Source organism: Pseudomonas sp. MWU16-30316, assembly GCF_020515645.1.
Classification (GTDB): Bacteria; Pseudomonadota; Gammaproteobacteria; order Pseudomonadales; family Pseudomonadaceae; genus Aquipseudomonas; species Aquipseudomonas cerasi.
Genome location: NZ_JAIZAZ010000001.1, coordinates 131,436 through 146,492, shown reverse-complemented (window position 1 = coordinate 146,492; position 15,057 = coordinate 131,436). Strand labels below are relative to the sequence as shown.

The 15,057-nt window shown below is 59.6% G+C and carries 13 protein-coding genes; 12 read left to right on the top strand and 1 reads right to left on the bottom strand.

Annotated features, from left to right (window positions below; all coding sequences use genetic code 11):
* Positions 1 to 1,069: 1,069 nt before the first annotated feature.
* Positions 1,070 to 1,528 (bottom strand): transposase, encoded by a 459-nt coding sequence (locus LCH65_RS00810; protein ID WP_003431749.1) that lies wholly within the window; start codon positions 1,526 to 1,528, stop codon positions 1,070 to 1,072.
* Between the two features lie 140 nt (positions 1,529 to 1,668).
* Here LCH65_RS00810 and LCH65_RS00805 point away from each other — a divergent pair, with 140 nt between their 5' ends.
* From LCH65_RS00805 to LCH65_RS00750, 12 genes are all read left to right on the top strand, one after another.
* Positions 1,669 to 2,130, top strand: a complete 462-nt coding sequence (locus LCH65_RS00805) for a copper chaperone PCu(A)C (protein ID WP_003368869.1) — start codon at positions 1,669 to 1,671, stop codon at positions 2,128 to 2,130.
* Between the two features lie 395 nt (positions 2,131 to 2,525).
* A complete protein-coding gene (locus LCH65_RS00800; RefSeq protein WP_226439055.1) occupies positions 2,526 to 6,005 on the top strand; it encodes a DUF6543 domain-containing protein in 3,480 nt (1,159 codons plus the stop codon).
* 254 nt (positions 6,006 to 6,259) lie between these two features.
* Positions 6,260 to 7,525 (top strand): urea ABC transporter substrate-binding protein, encoded by a 1,266-nt coding sequence (urtA, locus tag LCH65_RS00795; RefSeq protein WP_096128150.1) that lies wholly within the window; start codon positions 6,260 to 6,262, stop codon positions 7,523 to 7,525.
* A 214-nt stretch (positions 7,526 to 7,739) separates the two neighbouring features.
* Positions 7,740 to 9,329 carry an urea ABC transporter permease subunit UrtB gene (gene urtB, locus LCH65_RS00790; RefSeq protein WP_003368874.1) on the top strand — a complete coding sequence of 530 codons (1,590 nt, stop codon included), beginning with the start codon at positions 7,740 to 7,742 and terminating at the stop codon, positions 9,327 to 9,329.
* Positions 9,329 to 10,408 (top strand): urea ABC transporter permease subunit UrtC, encoded by a 1,080-nt coding sequence (gene urtC, locus LCH65_RS00785; RefSeq protein ID WP_058397066.1) that lies wholly within the window; start codon positions 9,329 to 9,331, stop codon positions 10,406 to 10,408. Before urtB ends, urtC begins: the two co-directional genes overlap by 1 nt.
* Positions 10,405 to 11,265 (top strand): urea ABC transporter ATP-binding protein UrtD, encoded by an 861-nt coding sequence (gene urtD, locus LCH65_RS00780; RefSeq protein ID WP_003368877.1) that lies wholly within the window; start codon positions 10,405 to 10,407, stop codon positions 11,263 to 11,265. The genes urtC and urtD overlap by 4 nt, the downstream gene beginning before the upstream one ends.
* A 101-nt stretch (positions 11,266 to 11,366) precedes the next feature.
* The gene (gene urtE, locus LCH65_RS00775; protein ID WP_003368879.1) at positions 11,367 to 12,065 is read left to right on the top strand and encodes an urea ABC transporter ATP-binding subunit UrtE; all 699 of its coding nucleotides are present in this window, start codon (positions 11,367 to 11,369) and stop codon (positions 12,063 to 12,065) included.
* Positions 12,066 to 12,113: 48 nt separating this feature from the next.
* Positions 12,114 to 12,959: an urease accessory protein UreD gene (locus LCH65_RS00770; RefSeq protein ID WP_003431754.1), complete on the top strand. Its 846-nt coding sequence runs from the start codon at positions 12,114 to 12,116 to the stop codon at positions 12,957 to 12,959.
* A gap of 302 nt (positions 12,960 to 13,261) precedes the next feature.
* Complete coding sequence (gene ureA, locus LCH65_RS00765; protein ID WP_003317023.1) at positions 13,262 to 13,564, top strand: urease subunit gamma; 303 nt, start codon at positions 13,262 to 13,264, stop codon at positions 13,562 to 13,564.
* 10 nt (positions 13,565 to 13,574) lie between these two features.
* On the top strand, positions 13,575 to 14,117 hold the full coding sequence (locus LCH65_RS00760; RefSeq protein ID WP_046718943.1) for a GNAT family N-acetyltransferase: 543 nt from the start codon (positions 13,575 to 13,577) through the stop codon (positions 14,115 to 14,117).
* 10 nt (positions 14,118 to 14,127) lie between these two features.
* Positions 14,128 to 14,661 carry a GNAT family N-acetyltransferase gene (locus LCH65_RS00755; RefSeq protein WP_003431756.1) on the top strand — a complete coding sequence of 178 codons (534 nt, stop codon included), beginning with the start codon at positions 14,128 to 14,130 and terminating at the stop codon, positions 14,659 to 14,661.
* Positions 14,658 to 14,966 carry an urease subunit beta gene (locus tag LCH65_RS00750; protein WP_002555403.1) on the top strand — a complete coding sequence of 103 codons (309 nt, stop codon included), beginning with the start codon at positions 14,658 to 14,660 and terminating at the stop codon, positions 14,964 to 14,966. The genes LCH65_RS00755 and LCH65_RS00750 overlap by 4 nt, the downstream gene beginning before the upstream one ends.
* Positions 14,967 to 15,057: the final 91 nt, after the last annotated feature.

Below are 15,057 nucleotides of genomic sequence, written 5' to 3'. Positions count from 1 at the left end.
TCAGCGATGCTGCAGAACACACCTCGGTCCCGTGGGAGTGAGCTTGCTCACGAAGAGGTCGGGGCAGCCGCTGGAAATCTGTGATCCGTTAATACGCCTTCGCGAGCAAGCTCGCTCCCACTAGATCAGCGATGCTGCAGAACACACCTCGGACCCGTGGGAGTGAGCTTGCTCACGAAGAGGTCGGGGCAGCCGCTGGAAATCTGTTGATCTGTTAATACGCCTTCGCGAGCAAGCTCGCTCCCACTAGATCAGCGATGCTGCAGAACACACCTCGGACCCGTGGGAGTGAGCTTGCTCACGAAGAGGCCGGTGCAGCCGCTGAAAATCTGTTGATCTGTTAATACGCCTTCGCGAGCAAGCTCGCTCCCACTAGATCAGCGATGCTGCAGAACACACCTCGGACCCGTGGGAGTGAGCTTGCTCACGAAGAGGCCGGTGCAGCCGCTGAAAATCTGTTGATCTGTTAACACGCCTTCGCGAGCAAGCTCGCTCCCACAGGATCAGCGATGCTGCAGAACACACCTCGGACCCGTGGGAGTGAGCTTGCTCACGAAGAGGTCGGGGGAGCCGCTGGAAATCTGTGATCCGTTAATACGCCTTCGCGAGCAAGCTCGCCCCCACAGGATCAGCGATGCTGCAGAACACACCTCGGACCCGTGGGAGTGAGCTTGCTCACGAAGAGGTCGGGGGAGCCGCTGGAAATCTGTGATCCGTTACTACGCCTTCGCGAGCAAGCTCGCTCCCACAGGATCAGTGATGCTGCAGAACACACCTCGGACCCGTGGGAGTGAGCTTGCTCACGAAGAGGTCGGGGGAGCCGCTGGAAATCTGTGATCCGTTACTACGCCTTCGCGAGCAAGCTTGCTCCCACAGGATCAGCGATGCTGCAGAACACACCTCGGCCCCGTGGGAGTGAGCTTGCTCACGAAGAGGTCGGGGCAGCCGCTGGAAATCTGTGATCCGTTACTACGCCTTCGCGAGCAAGCTCGCTCCCACAGGATGAGTGATGCTGCAGAACACACCTCGGACCTGTGGGAGTGAGCTTGCTCACGAAGAGGCCGGTTTTTCACAACCAGATTGCGTCCCATAGGGGATAATCGCGCACGCTTTTGACCAGGTTGGCTCGAACCGGATTGGCCACAATATAACGGGCAAAACCCAAAAGGCTTTCTTCAGTGCGGATGCTGACGTCGTGGAATCCGCTTTGCCAAAAAGGTCCACTGCAGCCTCTGGCTCTGTTTATGGCGATCGCGCTTTTCGATTTCACGCGCTGCACAACTCTGGATAATGAATGACTATTCAACTGCAGCAGCCAGTGAATATGGTCGGGCATTACCACCCAGGCTAATGAATCAGCCAGTTGCTGCTCCTGAACGTGTCGAAGTTCATCAACCAGCAGACGGCCCATGCGCCAATCGGAAAAGACAGGATTTCTCTGGAATGTTTTTGCGGTGACCAAATACATTTGGCCTGCACTGGAGCATCGCCCCAAACGCAAACGATGTGACTGTGCCCTTTCATACATCCCGATCCCCTTATGACTGCATGCCGGGGAACGACTTTACGAAACAGGCTCACTCAGCGGCGCTCAAAGGTTTACCCAGGTGTTTCGGATTTCCATTTAAGCTACCTTTCACCCCTTCATCGAATCCTGCGGAGCCCCCCATGCTCAAAAAAGCACTGCTGCTGGCCGCACTGCTGCTGCCAGCCAGCCTCGTCCACGCCCATGAGTACAAGGCAGGGCCGTTGCTGATTGGCCATCCGTGGTCAATGGAGCTACCGCCCAACGCACCGACGGTGGCAGCGTATTTCACTATCGAGAACAAGGGTGACAGCGCCGACCGTTTGATTAGCGTCGACACACCCATCGCCGGGCAGGCGCAGTTGCATGAGCATGTACATGTCGACGGGCTGATGAAGATGCAGCACGTTCAGGCGGTCGACATACCGGCTGGCGCGAAGGTGGCTTTCGCCCCCATGGCCTGGCACGTGATGCTGCTGGACATCAAGGACCGCTCGAAGCTGGTGGTCGGCCAACGCTTCCCGATGACCCTGCATTTTGAAAAGGCGGGGGATGTCGAGGTGCAGGTCGTGGTACAAAAACAGGCTTCGGAACACCAGCACTGAGTAACTCCCAACGAGCAGGGCCGGGAGCTGAATGCCTTCATCGATCCTATCGCGGTGGTATCCCTGACACCCAGGACCGATGCTGGTTGTCCGGGCGCTTGATCGAATAGTGCTTTCGCGCTTTGCCAAAACAGCGACAACAGCTTAGATTGCTCTCTGCGGGGCCTGAAACCATTGAGTGGCGTTGTGATGAATTCCTCCTCATACCCGGTTTCAGGCCCCGTCCTTACCTCAATCTCGCGCGTTTCCGAGACTTCCTACCTATCAGAGAGCCGATGCTGCAGTCCTCTCACTGCGCTGGCCGATACCCGCGTGCCTTTAACCCTGACTATATGAAATGAACCGCCCGGCCAACACCTCGAGCGGATCATCCATCACGCAGACGAATCGGCACCATGACCTTACCGCTCACCGCATCAACCCAGGCTCTAAACGCCTCGCTTGCCAGCGATACCTATCCACCCGACTTCAGCAAGACGACCCAAGAACTGGCCCGTACCCTGCTGCATCCCCTCAAACCCGAGCTGGATGTCGAGACGACCTGGCTGACTTACCGTGACAACGAGGTCGGATTCGACCACGGGAGCAACATACACAGGGTTCCACTGATCCCTGGCCTGATCGAATACTTCACCGGCTATTTGCAATGGATCGACAATGATGTAGTCGCTCTCCACCCGCCTCTCGACACGCCTTCTCCAACGCCTGACACACAGCAGCCTGACGTCAAGCCACCTGCCATTCAGCCGCTGGGGCGGGCAGCGACTGTAACGTTCTTCACCCAGGTCAGCGAGCAACTTGAGCAGTGCTACACACGAAATCTTGCAGACTACTGGAGCACTGCGACGCTTGATGGCGAAACCCGGAGCAGCCAGTTTGTCGCAGAGCAGATCGAGTGCCTGACATCCGAATGTGCGGTGCTGATCGCCCTGGGAAAGATGACGACCGGGCACTACAGCCTGCTTTCGGCCACCCTTGGGCCCTGTGCCACAGATGCGACCGCGGGTCTCGCAGACTTGCAGCCGCACAGTGTTTACAGCCTGTCGGCACAAGACGGCGACGGCCCCTCGCTGTCGCTTTACGGTGCGTTTGCCATTGCCCGGCGTCTTCGTGATGCGCCGGTCCAGCCAGACCTGGAAGAGCAGGAAGAGCTGGAAGATGTACTTCTGTTTACGCCCCATGACGGGCTGGAAGCATTTGCCTCATTGCAACAGTTGAACCACGCGCTTGTTCAGCGAGTGACTGAACCCGAGTACCGAGGACGCTTGGGCGACAGCGTCACCGCCGGGGAGGCAAGCCCCACCAAACCCACCCCTGTCCTGCAATGGCAATACACCCTGATGGACGGCAACTTTCTCAGCCTGCTGCTTGCCCGGCAGGTTGTCGCGCAGCAGTCGGTCTTCGCTCAGGCTGTACAGCTGGCCCGCGCTCAGAAGATGGACGCGGTCTGTTTCGAGCAAACGATAGCGAGTTTGCTGAAACCCAGGATTTACTTCGACAACCACTGGCGACTCGACGGATTCGACAGCGATCTGGTGCAAAGCCGAATGCCCGATTGGTGGAAAACCATGACGCTGACGCAGCGTCAGGCATGGCATCGCCAGGCAAAGCGGTTTGGCGAATTGGTGGTGAACATGCGCAAAGCCAGCAAGGAGCACTTCGGCCAGGCAGAAAATGACAGCCGCACCTACCCGACGCGCTATATCGACAAGCAACTGGCTCAACTGCTGAACCGGCTATCCATCACGGCAACAGCGCAACAGATCAATATTTCACTGACCTACAGGACGGGCATCGAAGTGCTCGATATTCCCGGCGCGCCTGTATTGCCAGAAATCAACACCGAGAACGTTTCACTCAGGCAACTGGCACATACCCAAGCCCTGCACACCAAGGCCAAGGATGCCGTGCTTCTACGCGCTGTCGACGCCGAAGGCGTCTACCTTGCGCACTTGGACAAGCAGGCCGTAACAGAGCTGATTACCACGCTGGAAGATCCCCAATACCTCAGTAATTACCTTGACCTGCACCTGAAAACCTCGGCGTATGCACAGCAGCTCAAGCGGTCAGAAAAAGCCATGTTGCGAGCTCAGATGAAGATGGCGCTGCTGGAGATCGAACAACAGGCTTTTGCACCCACCGGCCGCGAGTGGATCAAGGCTGTGCTGGATTCGCCAGGACTCCAAGGACGTCGAACCATCAACAAGCAAGCCATTGAAGTCCGTTTTTTCAGCGTCAACCAACTCAAGATGACCAACGTGATGCTGATTGCTCCAGCCGGAAAATTCGAGAAGGGGCCACTGGTGCTGTGCACGCTGGATGCTGCCGACGGTGTCGTTTTCCGCTGGTTCAACAGCATGTATCACCTGACCACCAGCTTTCTGGAAGAGGCACCCTTCCAGCAGTATCTGATTCAGCAAATACCGGTTTCCAGGCGTCTTGAGACGCTGCATGCCATGCAGTACGAAAAGGAAGCGAAGCATTGGCGTCCACCCGAAGTATTTACCCAACTGACGCTGCTACCGATCCCGTCAAGGCTGCTGCGCCCCGTCGTGTTTGTCAGCCAGAGCAAAGACATTTACGAGGAAAATCACGAGACCAAGATCAACCTTCTGATCAACGAAGCCAAACGGCAGATGAGTCTGACCACCGGTACAGGGCAATCGGGTCTGGGCTTCGATCTGATCGCGAGCATTGCGATTCTGTTTCTGCCTGGCGCGATCATGATGCCTGTCGCGCTGGGCGCTGGCCTTTACAAAACCTGGAGCGCTTTTTCGAAAATCGATGAAAACGACCTGGAAGGCGCCGCCGAGGAGTTTCTGAGCGCCCTCAGCTATCTTGCCATTGCCTTGGTCGGCCACTTGGCGCTGGCCTTGAAGCCGGCAGGAAGCGCCGCAAAAATGGTGAGACGTCCGCACCTCGTACGCAGAGTCGGTCGTGATGGTCAGGCGCAGATCGGCTACCTCCTTTCGCACTCAAAGGCGCCGCGTTTCGCAGGCTCGAAATTGATCACTGCCATGGACCCCAAAAGCTTCGTCGCCATTGAGGTAGAGGGCCAGACCTGCTTCATAAGCCGGCGGGCTAACGTGTTCGGCCACTCGCGCCTTTATCGGGTAAACCCGATGGATGCCACACAACTGGTGCACGGGCAGGAGTTTGCTCTTCGCAGCACGACCGGCGTCTGGAAAATCGTGGGCAAACAGATCCCGCGCATGAGTCAATCGGCAATCCGCAGTGCCGAGGCGCGGCTGACCAGCCTGACAACTCTCTGGCCGGCGTCTCTGGAGGAAGCAAGTAGCATCGAACGCCTGAAGTTCGAGACCGACTACCTGACGCTGGCCCATACATCCAACGCAGAAAAATTTTCCGAAATAACCACCTACGTGGAAGGCGGTTCAACGGAGATCAACCCGCTGCTGCGAAGCGGCGTACGCAATGCCACCACGCGCAGGTTTCTGCGTCAGTTCCATAAGCTCAAGGCGTGGGACGGCACTGCATTTCGCGCCACCTATGTGTCCAGCGACGGGGTGGCATGCCTTGAGCGCGAAGTGGGTGCAGTGTTTACCGACAATGGCGTGCAGTCTGCATCGATGTCGCGAGCCAACGCCTCCAGATGGAGCCAGGACGGGTTCGTGAGTCGCAACGCCAATGCCGAAAACCACCCGGTGTTCTTCATCTTTGCACCGGCTGTGCCCAAGAAGAACATGTTCACCGGCTTTCTTGGTGATCACGTGGCCATTGCGCCGGGGACATATGTGCAACTGGGTGCGACCAAGCGGGTCAACGGACAGCTGTTTGCCTGGTTCGATGCGCCCGAACAACTGGTTGATCAGACCTACGATCTCTATACCGGAGAACAGGAACTCTGGGTCTGAAACCCGCACGCGGCTGATCCGGGAAGCCGGTCGTTACTGGCCGGCGCTCCTGCAAGCAGCCTTGCACCATTGCAGAGCCCGGAGCGCACGCGGGACAAGGCCGGGTTCCACCTTGGTGCACATCTTCCCCGAACCGCGACACATTCGTTCCATTTTGCGACGTTTCTGCATTGGCCCAGACCTTGCTAAAGCCTGAAAGAGCAAAAAATGCACCGCCGCCAAACCTCAAAACAATGTACTAAGGGAGCCAGTCAATGAAGCGTCGCAGCCTGATCAAAGCCTTTACCCTGTCCGCATCCATCGCCGCCATGGGGCTGACCTGGACCGTTCAGGCAGCCGAGACCATCAAGGTCGGCATTCTGCATTCGTTGTCCGGCACCATGGCCATCTCCGAGACATCGCTCAAGGACATGGCCTTGATGACCATCGACGAGATCAACGCCAAAGGCGGCGTCAACGGCAAGATGCTGGAGCCGGTCGTCGTCGACCCGGCGTCCAACTGGCCGCTGTTCGCGGAAAAAGGCCGTCAGTTGCTGACCCAGGATAAAGTAGCCGTGGTATTCGGCTGCTGGACATCGGTGTCGCGCAAATCGGTGCTGCCGGTCTTCGAAGAACTCAACGGGCTGCTGTTCTACCCGGTGCAGTACGAAGGCGAAGAGATGTCGCCCAATGTTTTCTACACCGGTGCTGCGCCTAACCAGCAGGCCATCCCTGCCGTCGAATATGTCATGAGTGAAGATGGCGGCTCGGCCAAGCGCTTCTTCCTGCTCGGCACCGACTACGTCTACCCGCGCACCACCAACAAGATTCTGCGCGCCTTCCTGCATTCCAAAGGCGTGAAAGATACCGATATCGAAGAGGTCTACACCCCGTTCGGTCACTCCGATTATCAAACCATCGTGGCCAACATCAAGAAGTTCTCCGCCGGTGGCAAGACGGCCGTTATCTCCACCGTCAACGGCGACTCCAACGTGCCGTTTTACAAGGAACTGGCCAACCAGGGCCTGAGCGCTACCGACGTGCCGGTTGTGGCCTTCTCGGTGGGCGAAGAAGAACTGCGCGGCATCGACACCAAGCCACTGGTAGGCCATCTGGCCGCCTGGAACTACTTCCAGTCGGTGGAAAACCCGGTCAACAAGAAGTTCGTGGCTGACTGGAAGGCCTACGCCAAAAAGAAAAACCTGCCAGGCGCTGACAAGGCCGTGACCAACGACCCGATGGAAGCCACGTATGTCGGCATTCACATGTGGGCGCAGGCGGTCGAGAAAGCCAAATCCACCGACGTGGACAAGGTCCGTGAAGCCATGGCCGGACAGACGTTCGCCGCGCCGTCGGGCTTTACTCTGACCATGGACAAGACCAACCATCACTTGCACAAGCCAGTGATGATCGGCGAAATCCAGGACGACGGTCAGTTCAACGTTGTATGGCAGACCAAAGAGCCGATCCGCGCCCAGCCTTGGAGCCCGTACATCCCTGGCAACGACAAGAAGCCGGACGCCCCGGCGAAGAGCAACTGACCCCCTATCAACACAGCCTGATCGTTCCCACGCTCCAGCGTGGGAACGCAGTTCTGGACGCTCCGCGTCCGATCCTGAGCGCGCGGCTCGGTGCATGGTTGACGCAGAGCGTCACGAAAGGCATTCCCACGCAGAGCGTGAGGAACGAGCAGCGTCAGGGCGAACAGCCACGAATGTCTAGTGGAACGCCATAACAGACCAAGGCCATATTGATATGCCTTCTTATTTCTACCGTTTGATCCTCACCATCAGCCTGCTGCTGCCTTTGGCTGCCCAGGCCGGTGATGCCAGTGACTTTGTCGCAGCCAGTTCTTCGCAACAGGCAGAGCTGCTGGAGGCCTGGGCCGCCAAGCCTGTGCCGGAACGCGTCGAGCTGCTTGAAGCCTTGCGCGATGGCCGTGTAGGTGCTGACAGCAGCAAGCGCGCCTGGATCGAAAACAACGATCAATACGTGGCCGTCGATGCACAGGCTCCTGCCGCCGCCGATGCTCCAACGCCTGACGAACCGCGTAAATTGCGCTTGAACAACCGGCTGCGTGGCCTGGTTGAAACGGCGCTGGCCAGCCATCAGTTGCTGGCAGCCGACACACAACTGCGCATGGCCGCGGCCCTGCAATTGCAAAAAAGCGCGCGCCCTGCACAACTCGAGTTGCTGACCGAACGCGTGGCCAGCGAATCCGACTCAAGCGTCAAAAGCGCGCTGACCCTGGCGCTGGCCAACCTGCAAATGGTCGATTCCAGCCCGACAGTACGTCTGGCTGCCGTGCGGCTGCTGGGCGAAACCGGTGATCCGCTGGCGCGTACCCGTCTTGAATCATTGCTGGCACCCGGCGTGGAAACCGACGCTTCGGTACGCGTGGCGGCTGAAACCAGCCTGGCGCAGGTCAAGCGCAAGCTGATGATCGGTGAAATCCTCGGTCAGGCGTTCAGCGGCATGTCGCTGGGCTCGATCCTGTTGCTGGCGGCGCTGGGTCTGGCGATCACCTTCGGCCTGCTGGGTGTGATCAACATGGCCCATGGCGAGATGCTGATGCTGGGAGCCTACTCCACCTACGTTGTGCAACTGATGCTGCAGCGCTATGCACCGGGGGCCATCGAGTACTACCCGCTGATCGCGCTGCCAGTGGCGTTCTTTGTCACCGCCGCGATCGGCATGGCTCTGGAACGTACGGTCATTCGTCACCTGTATGGCCGCCCGCTGGAAACGCTGCTTGCAACTTGGGGCATCAGTCTGATGCTGATTCAGGCCGTGCGTCTTGCCTTCGGCGCGCAGAACGTTGAAGTCGCCAACCCGCAATGGCTGTCGGGTGGCATCCAGGTGCTGCCTAATCTGGTGCTGCCTTACAACCGCATCGTGATCATCGCCTTCGCGCTGTTCGTGGTGGTACTGACCTGGCTGCTGCTGAACAAGACCCGTCTGGGCCTGAACGTGCGCGCCGTCACCCAGAACCGCAACATGGCCGCCTGCTGTGGCGTACCGACCGGGCGCATCGACATGATGGCCTTCGGTCTGGGCTCAGGTATCGCTGGTCTGGGGGGTGTTGCCCTGAGCCAGATCGGCAACGTGGGCCCTGATCTTGGGCAAAGCTACATCATCGATTCGTTCCTGGTGGTCGTGCTCGGTGGCGTCGGGCAACTGGCCGGCAGCGTGATGGCGGCCTTCGGGCTGGGCATCGCCAACAAGATTCTAGAACCGCAAATCGGCGCTGTATTGGGCAAGATCCTGATTCTGGCGCTGATCATTCTGTTTATCCAGAAACGTCCGCAAGGCCTTTTCGCACTGAAAGGACGGGTGATCGACTGATGAGCCAGCCATTGATAGTAACTGCCGCGCAAAAAGTCGGGCCAAGAGGCACGCTGACTGCAGGCTGCGTAATACTGGTGGTGCTGCTGGCACTGCCGCTGCTGTCGTTGCTGCCTGCCGATAACGGCTTTCAGGTCTCGGCCTACACCCTGACCCTGGTGGGCAAGATCCTCTGCTACGCCATTGTCGCGCTGGCGCTGGATCTGGTCTGGGGCTACGCCGGGCTACTGTCGCTGGGTCACGGCCTGTTCTTCGCCCTGGGCGGTTATGCCATGGGCATGTATCTGATGCGCGAGGCCGCAGGCGACGGTTTGCCTGCGTTCATGACCTTCCTGTCGTGGACCGAGCTGCCGTGGTACTGGGCGGGCACCGACCATTTCCTCTGGGCGATGTGCCTGGTGGTATTGGCACCGGGACTGCTGGCGCTGGTATTCGGCTTCTTCGCCTTCCGCTCGCGGATCAAGGGCGTGTACTTTTCGATCATGACCCAGGCGCTGACCTTCGCCGGCATGCTGCTGTTCTTTCGCAACGAGACCGGCTTTGGCGGCAACAACGGCTTCACCAACTTCCGCAGCATTCTGGGCTTCAGCATCAGTTCACAAGGGACCAGAGCCGCGCTGTTTCTGGCCACGGTCGCATTGCTGGTGGCCAGTCTGTACATCGGCTGGCGCTTGGCGCAGAGCAAGTTCGGCCGCGTGCTGACGGCACTGCGCGATGCGGAAAACCGCCTGATGTTCTGCGGTTACGATCCGCGCGGATTCAAACTGTTCGTCTGGGTCCTGAGCGCTGTGCTGTGCGGTCTGGCTGGCGCCTTGTATGTGCCGCAGGTCGGCATTATCAACCCCAGCGAAATGTCGCCGACCAACTCCATTGAAGCCGCTGTCTGGGTTGCCCTGGGTGGCCGCGGCACGCTGATCGGCCCGCTGCTGGGCGCAGGTCTGGTGAACGGCATGAAGAGCTGGTTCACCATGGCCTTCCCGGAATACTGGCTGTTCTTTCTTGGCGCGCTGTTCATCATCGTCACGCTGTATCTGCCCAAGGGCGTGATCGGCATGCTGAAGAAAAGGAGCGAGCAATGAAAACCACTCCGACCCCGTCTTTCATGCTTGAACCGATCCTCGCGCCAAACTCCGATGCCGGCACCAGCCGAGACGCAGTGGGGCTCGGCAAAAGCGCCGGCAAAGGCCTCAACACTCGCCACGGTACGATCCTGACGCTGGAAGACATCAGCGTCAGCTTCGACGGCTTCAAGGCCCTGAACGATCTGAATCTGTACATCGGCGTAGGCGAACTGCGCTGCATCATCGGCCCCAACGGCGCGGGCAAGACCACGCTGATGGACGTCATCACCGGCAAGACCCGGCCCAGCCACGGCAAGGCATGGTTCGGTGAAACGCTGGACCTGACGCAGATGACCGAAGTGCAGATTGCCCAGGCCGGCATCGGCCGCAAGTTCCAGAAACCCACAGTATTCGAGGCCTTGAGCGTGTTCGAAAACCTTGAGCTGGCGCAGAAGACCGACAAATCGGTGTGGGCCAGTTTGCGTGCGCGGTTGAGCGGCGAACAACAGGACCGGATCGGTGAGGTGCTGGAAACGATCCGCCTGACCAGCTCGATGCAGCGCCCTGCAGGCTTGCTGTCCCACGGCCAGAAGCAGTTTCTGGAGATTGGCATGCTGCTGGTGCAGGACCCGCAATTACTCCTGCTCGACGAGCCGGTGGCGGGCATGACCGATGCCGAAACCGAATTTACCGCCGAGCTGTTCAAGAGCCTCGCCGGCAAGCACTCGCTGATGGTGGTTGAGCACGACATGGGTTTCGTCGGCTCGATTGCCGACCATGTCACCGTGCTGCACCAGGGCAGCGTACTGGCTGAAGGCTCGCTGAACGACGTACAGGCCGATGAACGCGTGATCGAAGTGTATTTGGGACGCTGACGCAACGAACCGATCGTTCCGGCGCGCTGCGCGGGAATACCTGTCCAGACGCCCCGCGTCGCAACACTGCGATTACGCTGCAATAGACGAGAACACCCACCATGCTCCAGGTCGAAAAGCTTCATCAGTATTACGGCGGCAGCCACATTCTTCGCGGTCTGTCGTTCGATGTGAAGGTCGGTGAAGTCACCTGCCTGCTGGGCCGCAACGGCGTGGGCAAGACCACGCTCTTGCGCGTGCTGATGGGCCTGCTGCCATCCAAGGAAGGTTCGGTGCAATGGGAAGGCAAGACCATCACCCAGTTCAAGACGCATCAACGGGTACATGCCGGGATCGCTTACGTACCGCAGGGCCGGGAAATATTCGGTCGGCTGACGGTGGAGGAAAATCTGCTCATGGGCCTGTCCCGTTTTCCGGGCTCCGAGGCCAAGGAAGTGCCGGCCTTCATCTACGAGCTGTTCCCGGTGCTGCTGCAAATGAAGCACCGCCGCGGCGGCGATCTGTCCGGTGGTCAGCAGCAGCAACTGGCCATAGGCCGGGCATTGGCGAGCCGTCCACGCCTGCTGATTCTCGACGAGCCCACCGAAGGTATTCAGCCCTCGGTGATCAAGGAAATCGGTGCCGTCATCAAAAAGCTCGCCGAGCGTGGCGACATGGCGATTCTGCTGGTCGAGCAGTTCTACGACTTCGCCGCGGAGCTGGCCGATCAGTACCTGGTGATGTCGCGGGGCGAGATCGTCCAGCAGGGCCGTGGCGAGAACATGGAGACCGACGGCGTTCGTGGTCTGGTCACTATTTGATGCGCCAATCCGTTATCGTGCAGCATTCGACAAGCCAATGAAGACACCATGAACCTGCCTGCCAACACCGCCCTCTTCACCCCCAGCTGGCACGCCGAGCTGGAATTGGGTTACGGCCGTTTCGATGACAGCACACGCCCGACGCAGCGGCGCCACAAAGGACCGCTGCGGGTGCAAAAGCATCTGTACGCCGAAGGCCCGGAGGTGTGCCAGCACATCATCGTTCATCCACCAGGCGGTATCGCCGGGGGTGACCGGCTGGATATCTCGGCCACCGTGGGGGCCAATGCCTGGGCACAGTTGACCAGCCCCGGCGCGGCCAAATGGTATCGCGCCGCCAGCCCGGCCTTTCAGCAACTGGAACTGCACGTCCAGCCTGGAGCGACGCTGGAATGGCTGCCGCAGGAAACCATCGTCTTCAGCAATGCCCAGGCAGAGCTGAGCACTCGGATAGAGCTGCACGGTGATGCGAAGCTGTGTTACTGGGATGTAGTGGCGCTGGGCCGCCCGGCCAGTGGCGAGCGGTTCGAGCACGGGCATTTTCAGTCGCATCTGGATATACGTCGCGACGGCACATTGCTCTGGCATGAGCGACAACGCATTATCGGTGGCGACGGGCTGCTGGACTCGCCCATCGGCCTGGACGGCAGAACGGTGTTCGCCACCCTGCTGATGACCGGCGAAGTAAGCAGCGAGCTGCTCGAGGCCTGCCGTTCGCTGTCGATGCCCAACCCGGTACGCGGCGACCTGACTCAATTGCCCGGTCTGCTGGTCGCTCGCTGTCTGGCAGACGAAGCATTGCACGCGCGGGCCTGGCTGATACAAATCTGGAAATACCTGCGCCCTGCCCTGCTGGGACGCGAGGCGGTAACGCCAAGAATCTGGAACACCTGATTGATGACTGGACGCTCTGCATTCCAGGCTACACCCTCGGCGCTGATGCACTCAGCGTGGTACATAAGTCCTGAAAAGCCCGAAAATCGGGGCTTTTAGCGCTTCTGCCCGCAGGGCGTAGAAGCGAACTTGTTCGCGAAGACCATGTTTTAGGCGCTGCATTTTCGGCGACTACACCGGCCCCTTCGCGAACAAGTTCGCTCCCACGGCCTTCGGCCAGAACCCAAAACAGACTTATACATAACAATGAGGGCTCAAGCCTGGGAACGATCAACCACCGAATTTGAACAAACGGAAGCCCCATGGACCTGACACCACGCGAAAAAGACAAGCTGCTGATCTTCACCGCCGGACTGGTCGCCGAACGGCGCCTGGCACGCGGTGTGAAGCTCAATTACCCGGAAGCCATGGCCTACATCTCTGCGGCACTGCTCGAAGGTGCGCGTGACGGACAGACCGTCGCTGAGCTCATGCACTACGGCACGACCCTGCTGAGCCGCGATCAGGTCATGGAAGGTATCGCGGAAATGATCCCGGAGATTCAGGTGGAAGCCACCTTTCCGGACGGCACCAAACTCGTCACCGTGCATCAGCCGATTGCCTGAAGGAGTGATCATGCAGGACGTGATTCGCGATGCCCTGCCGGACGATCTGCCGGGCATTCTGGAGATCTACAACGACGCAGTGCTCAATACCACGGCTATCTGGAACGAGCAGCCGGTTGATCTGGCCAACCGCCAGGCCTGGTACGCCGCTCGCCAGAGTCAGGGTTATCCGATTCTGGTGACCACCGACACCGCAGGCGAAGTGCTCGGCTATTCGTCGTTTGGCGACTGGCGGCCGTTCGAAGGCTTTCGCCATACGGTCGAGCATTCGGTTTACGTGCGCGCTGACCAGCGTGGCAAACGCTTGGGCCCGCGTCTGATGGCCGCCTTGATCGAGCGCGCCCGTGCCTGTGACAAGCACATGATGGTCGCGGCGATCGAAAGTGGTAACGCTGCGTCCATCGCCCTGCATGATCGCCTGGGTTTCAAGACCACCGGACAAATGCCGCAGGTCGGCACCAAATTCGGCCGCTGGCTGGACCTGACCTTCATGCAGCTCGACCTGTCGCCCGGTGCTCAGCCACCGGCTTCGCAAGCCCCCTCCGCCCTTTAGAGAGCACGCCATGAATCCAGCACAGCTGCGCCGCGTCACCGCCGAAAGCTTCGCGCATTACCGCCAGGGTCTGGCGCAATTGTTGTTCGATACGGTTCATGATGGCGCGTCGGTCGGTTTCATGGCCGACCTCGACATGGCGCAGGCCTACGGCTGGTGCGACGGGCTCAGAGCCGATGTCGCCGCTGGCTCTCTGCTGCTGTGGGTGGTGGTCGAGAACGAGAACGTCCTGGCCAGTGCGCAACTGTCGCTGTGCCAGAAGCCCAACGGCCTGAACCGCGCCGAAGTACAGAAACTGATGGTGCTGCCTGCGGCGCGCGGGCGTGGCCTGGGCAGGCAATTGATGGAGGCCGTTGAACAGGCGGCCGTGAAACACAAACGTGGGCTGTTGCACCTGGACACCGAAGCAGGCTCGGCGGCTGAAGCCTTCTACAGCGCGCTGGCCTACCACCGTGTCGGTGAGCTGCCGGATTATTGCGCCACACCGGACGGGCGCCTGCATCCCACCGCCATTTATTTCAAAACCTTGGGGCAACCGACATGATCCCTGGTCAATACCAGATCCAGCCCGGCGATATCGAACTCAACGCCGGACGCCGCACCCTCAGCCTGACCGTCGCCAACAGCGGCGACCGGCCGATTCAGGTGGGCTCGCATTTCCACTTTTTCGAAACCAACGACGCACTGACCTTCGACCGCGCCGCCAGCCGGGGCATGCGCCTGAACATTCCGGCCGGCACCGCGGTGCGCTTCGAGCCGGGCCAGTCCCGCGAAGTCGAGCTGGTGGACCTGGCCGGCTTGCGCAAGGTTTACGGGTTTGCCGGTCGGGTGATGGGCGATCTGGATTGAAGGCTTTTGGAATACCCTTCCTACGCTCCGCGTTCATCGTTATACACAAGTCTGCTTTTGATTCTGGCCGAAGGCCGTAGGAGCGAACTTG

What these genes read in the sequence shown, in the direction of transcription:
- LCH65_RS00755 (WP_003431756.1), top strand. Translation starts at nt 14,128, where the DNA reads ATGAATCCAGCACAGCTGCGCCGCGTCACCGCCGAAAGCTTCGCGCAT.
- urtE (WP_003368879.1), top strand. Translation starts at nt 11,367, where the DNA reads ATGCTCCAGGTCGAAAAGCTTCATCAGTATTACGGCGGCAGCCACATT.
- urtB (WP_003368874.1), top strand. Translation starts at nt 7,740, where the DNA reads ATGCCTTCTTATTTCTACCGTTTGATCCTCACCATCAGCCTGCTGCTG.
- LCH65_RS00805 (WP_003368869.1), top strand. Translation starts at nt 1,669, where the DNA reads ATGCTCAAAAAAGCACTGCTGCTGGCCGCACTGCTGCTGCCAGCCAGC.
- urtD (WP_003368877.1), top strand. Translation starts at nt 10,405, where the DNA reads ATGAAAACCACTCCGACCCCGTCTTTCATGCTTGAACCGATCCTCGCG.
- LCH65_RS00770 (WP_003431754.1), top strand. Translation starts at nt 12,114, where the DNA reads ATGAACCTGCCTGCCAACACCGCCCTCTTCACCCCCAGCTGGCACGCC.
- ureA (WP_003317023.1), top strand. Translation starts at nt 13,262, where the DNA reads ATGGACCTGACACCACGCGAAAAAGACAAGCTGCTGATCTTCACCGCC.
- urtA (WP_096128150.1), top strand. Translation starts at nt 6,260, where the DNA reads ATGAAGCGTCGCAGCCTGATCAAAGCCTTTACCCTGTCCGCATCCATC.
- LCH65_RS00800 (WP_226439055.1), top strand. Translation starts at nt 2,526, where the DNA reads ATGACCTTACCGCTCACCGCATCAACCCAGGCTCTAAACGCCTCGCTT.
- LCH65_RS00750 (WP_002555403.1), top strand. Translation starts at nt 14,658, where the DNA reads ATGATCCCTGGTCAATACCAGATCCAGCCCGGCGATATCGAACTCAAC.
- LCH65_RS00810 (WP_003431749.1), bottom strand. Translation starts at nt 1,528, where the DNA reads ATGTATGAAAGGGCACAGTCACATCGTTTGCGTTTGGGGCGATGCTCC.
- urtC (WP_058397066.1), top strand. Translation starts at nt 9,329, where the DNA reads ATGAGCCAGCCATTGATAGTAACTGCCGCGCAAAAAGTCGGGCCAAGA.
- LCH65_RS00760 (WP_046718943.1), top strand. Translation starts at nt 13,575, where the DNA reads ATGCAGGACGTGATTCGCGATGCCCTGCCGGACGATCTGCCGGGCATT.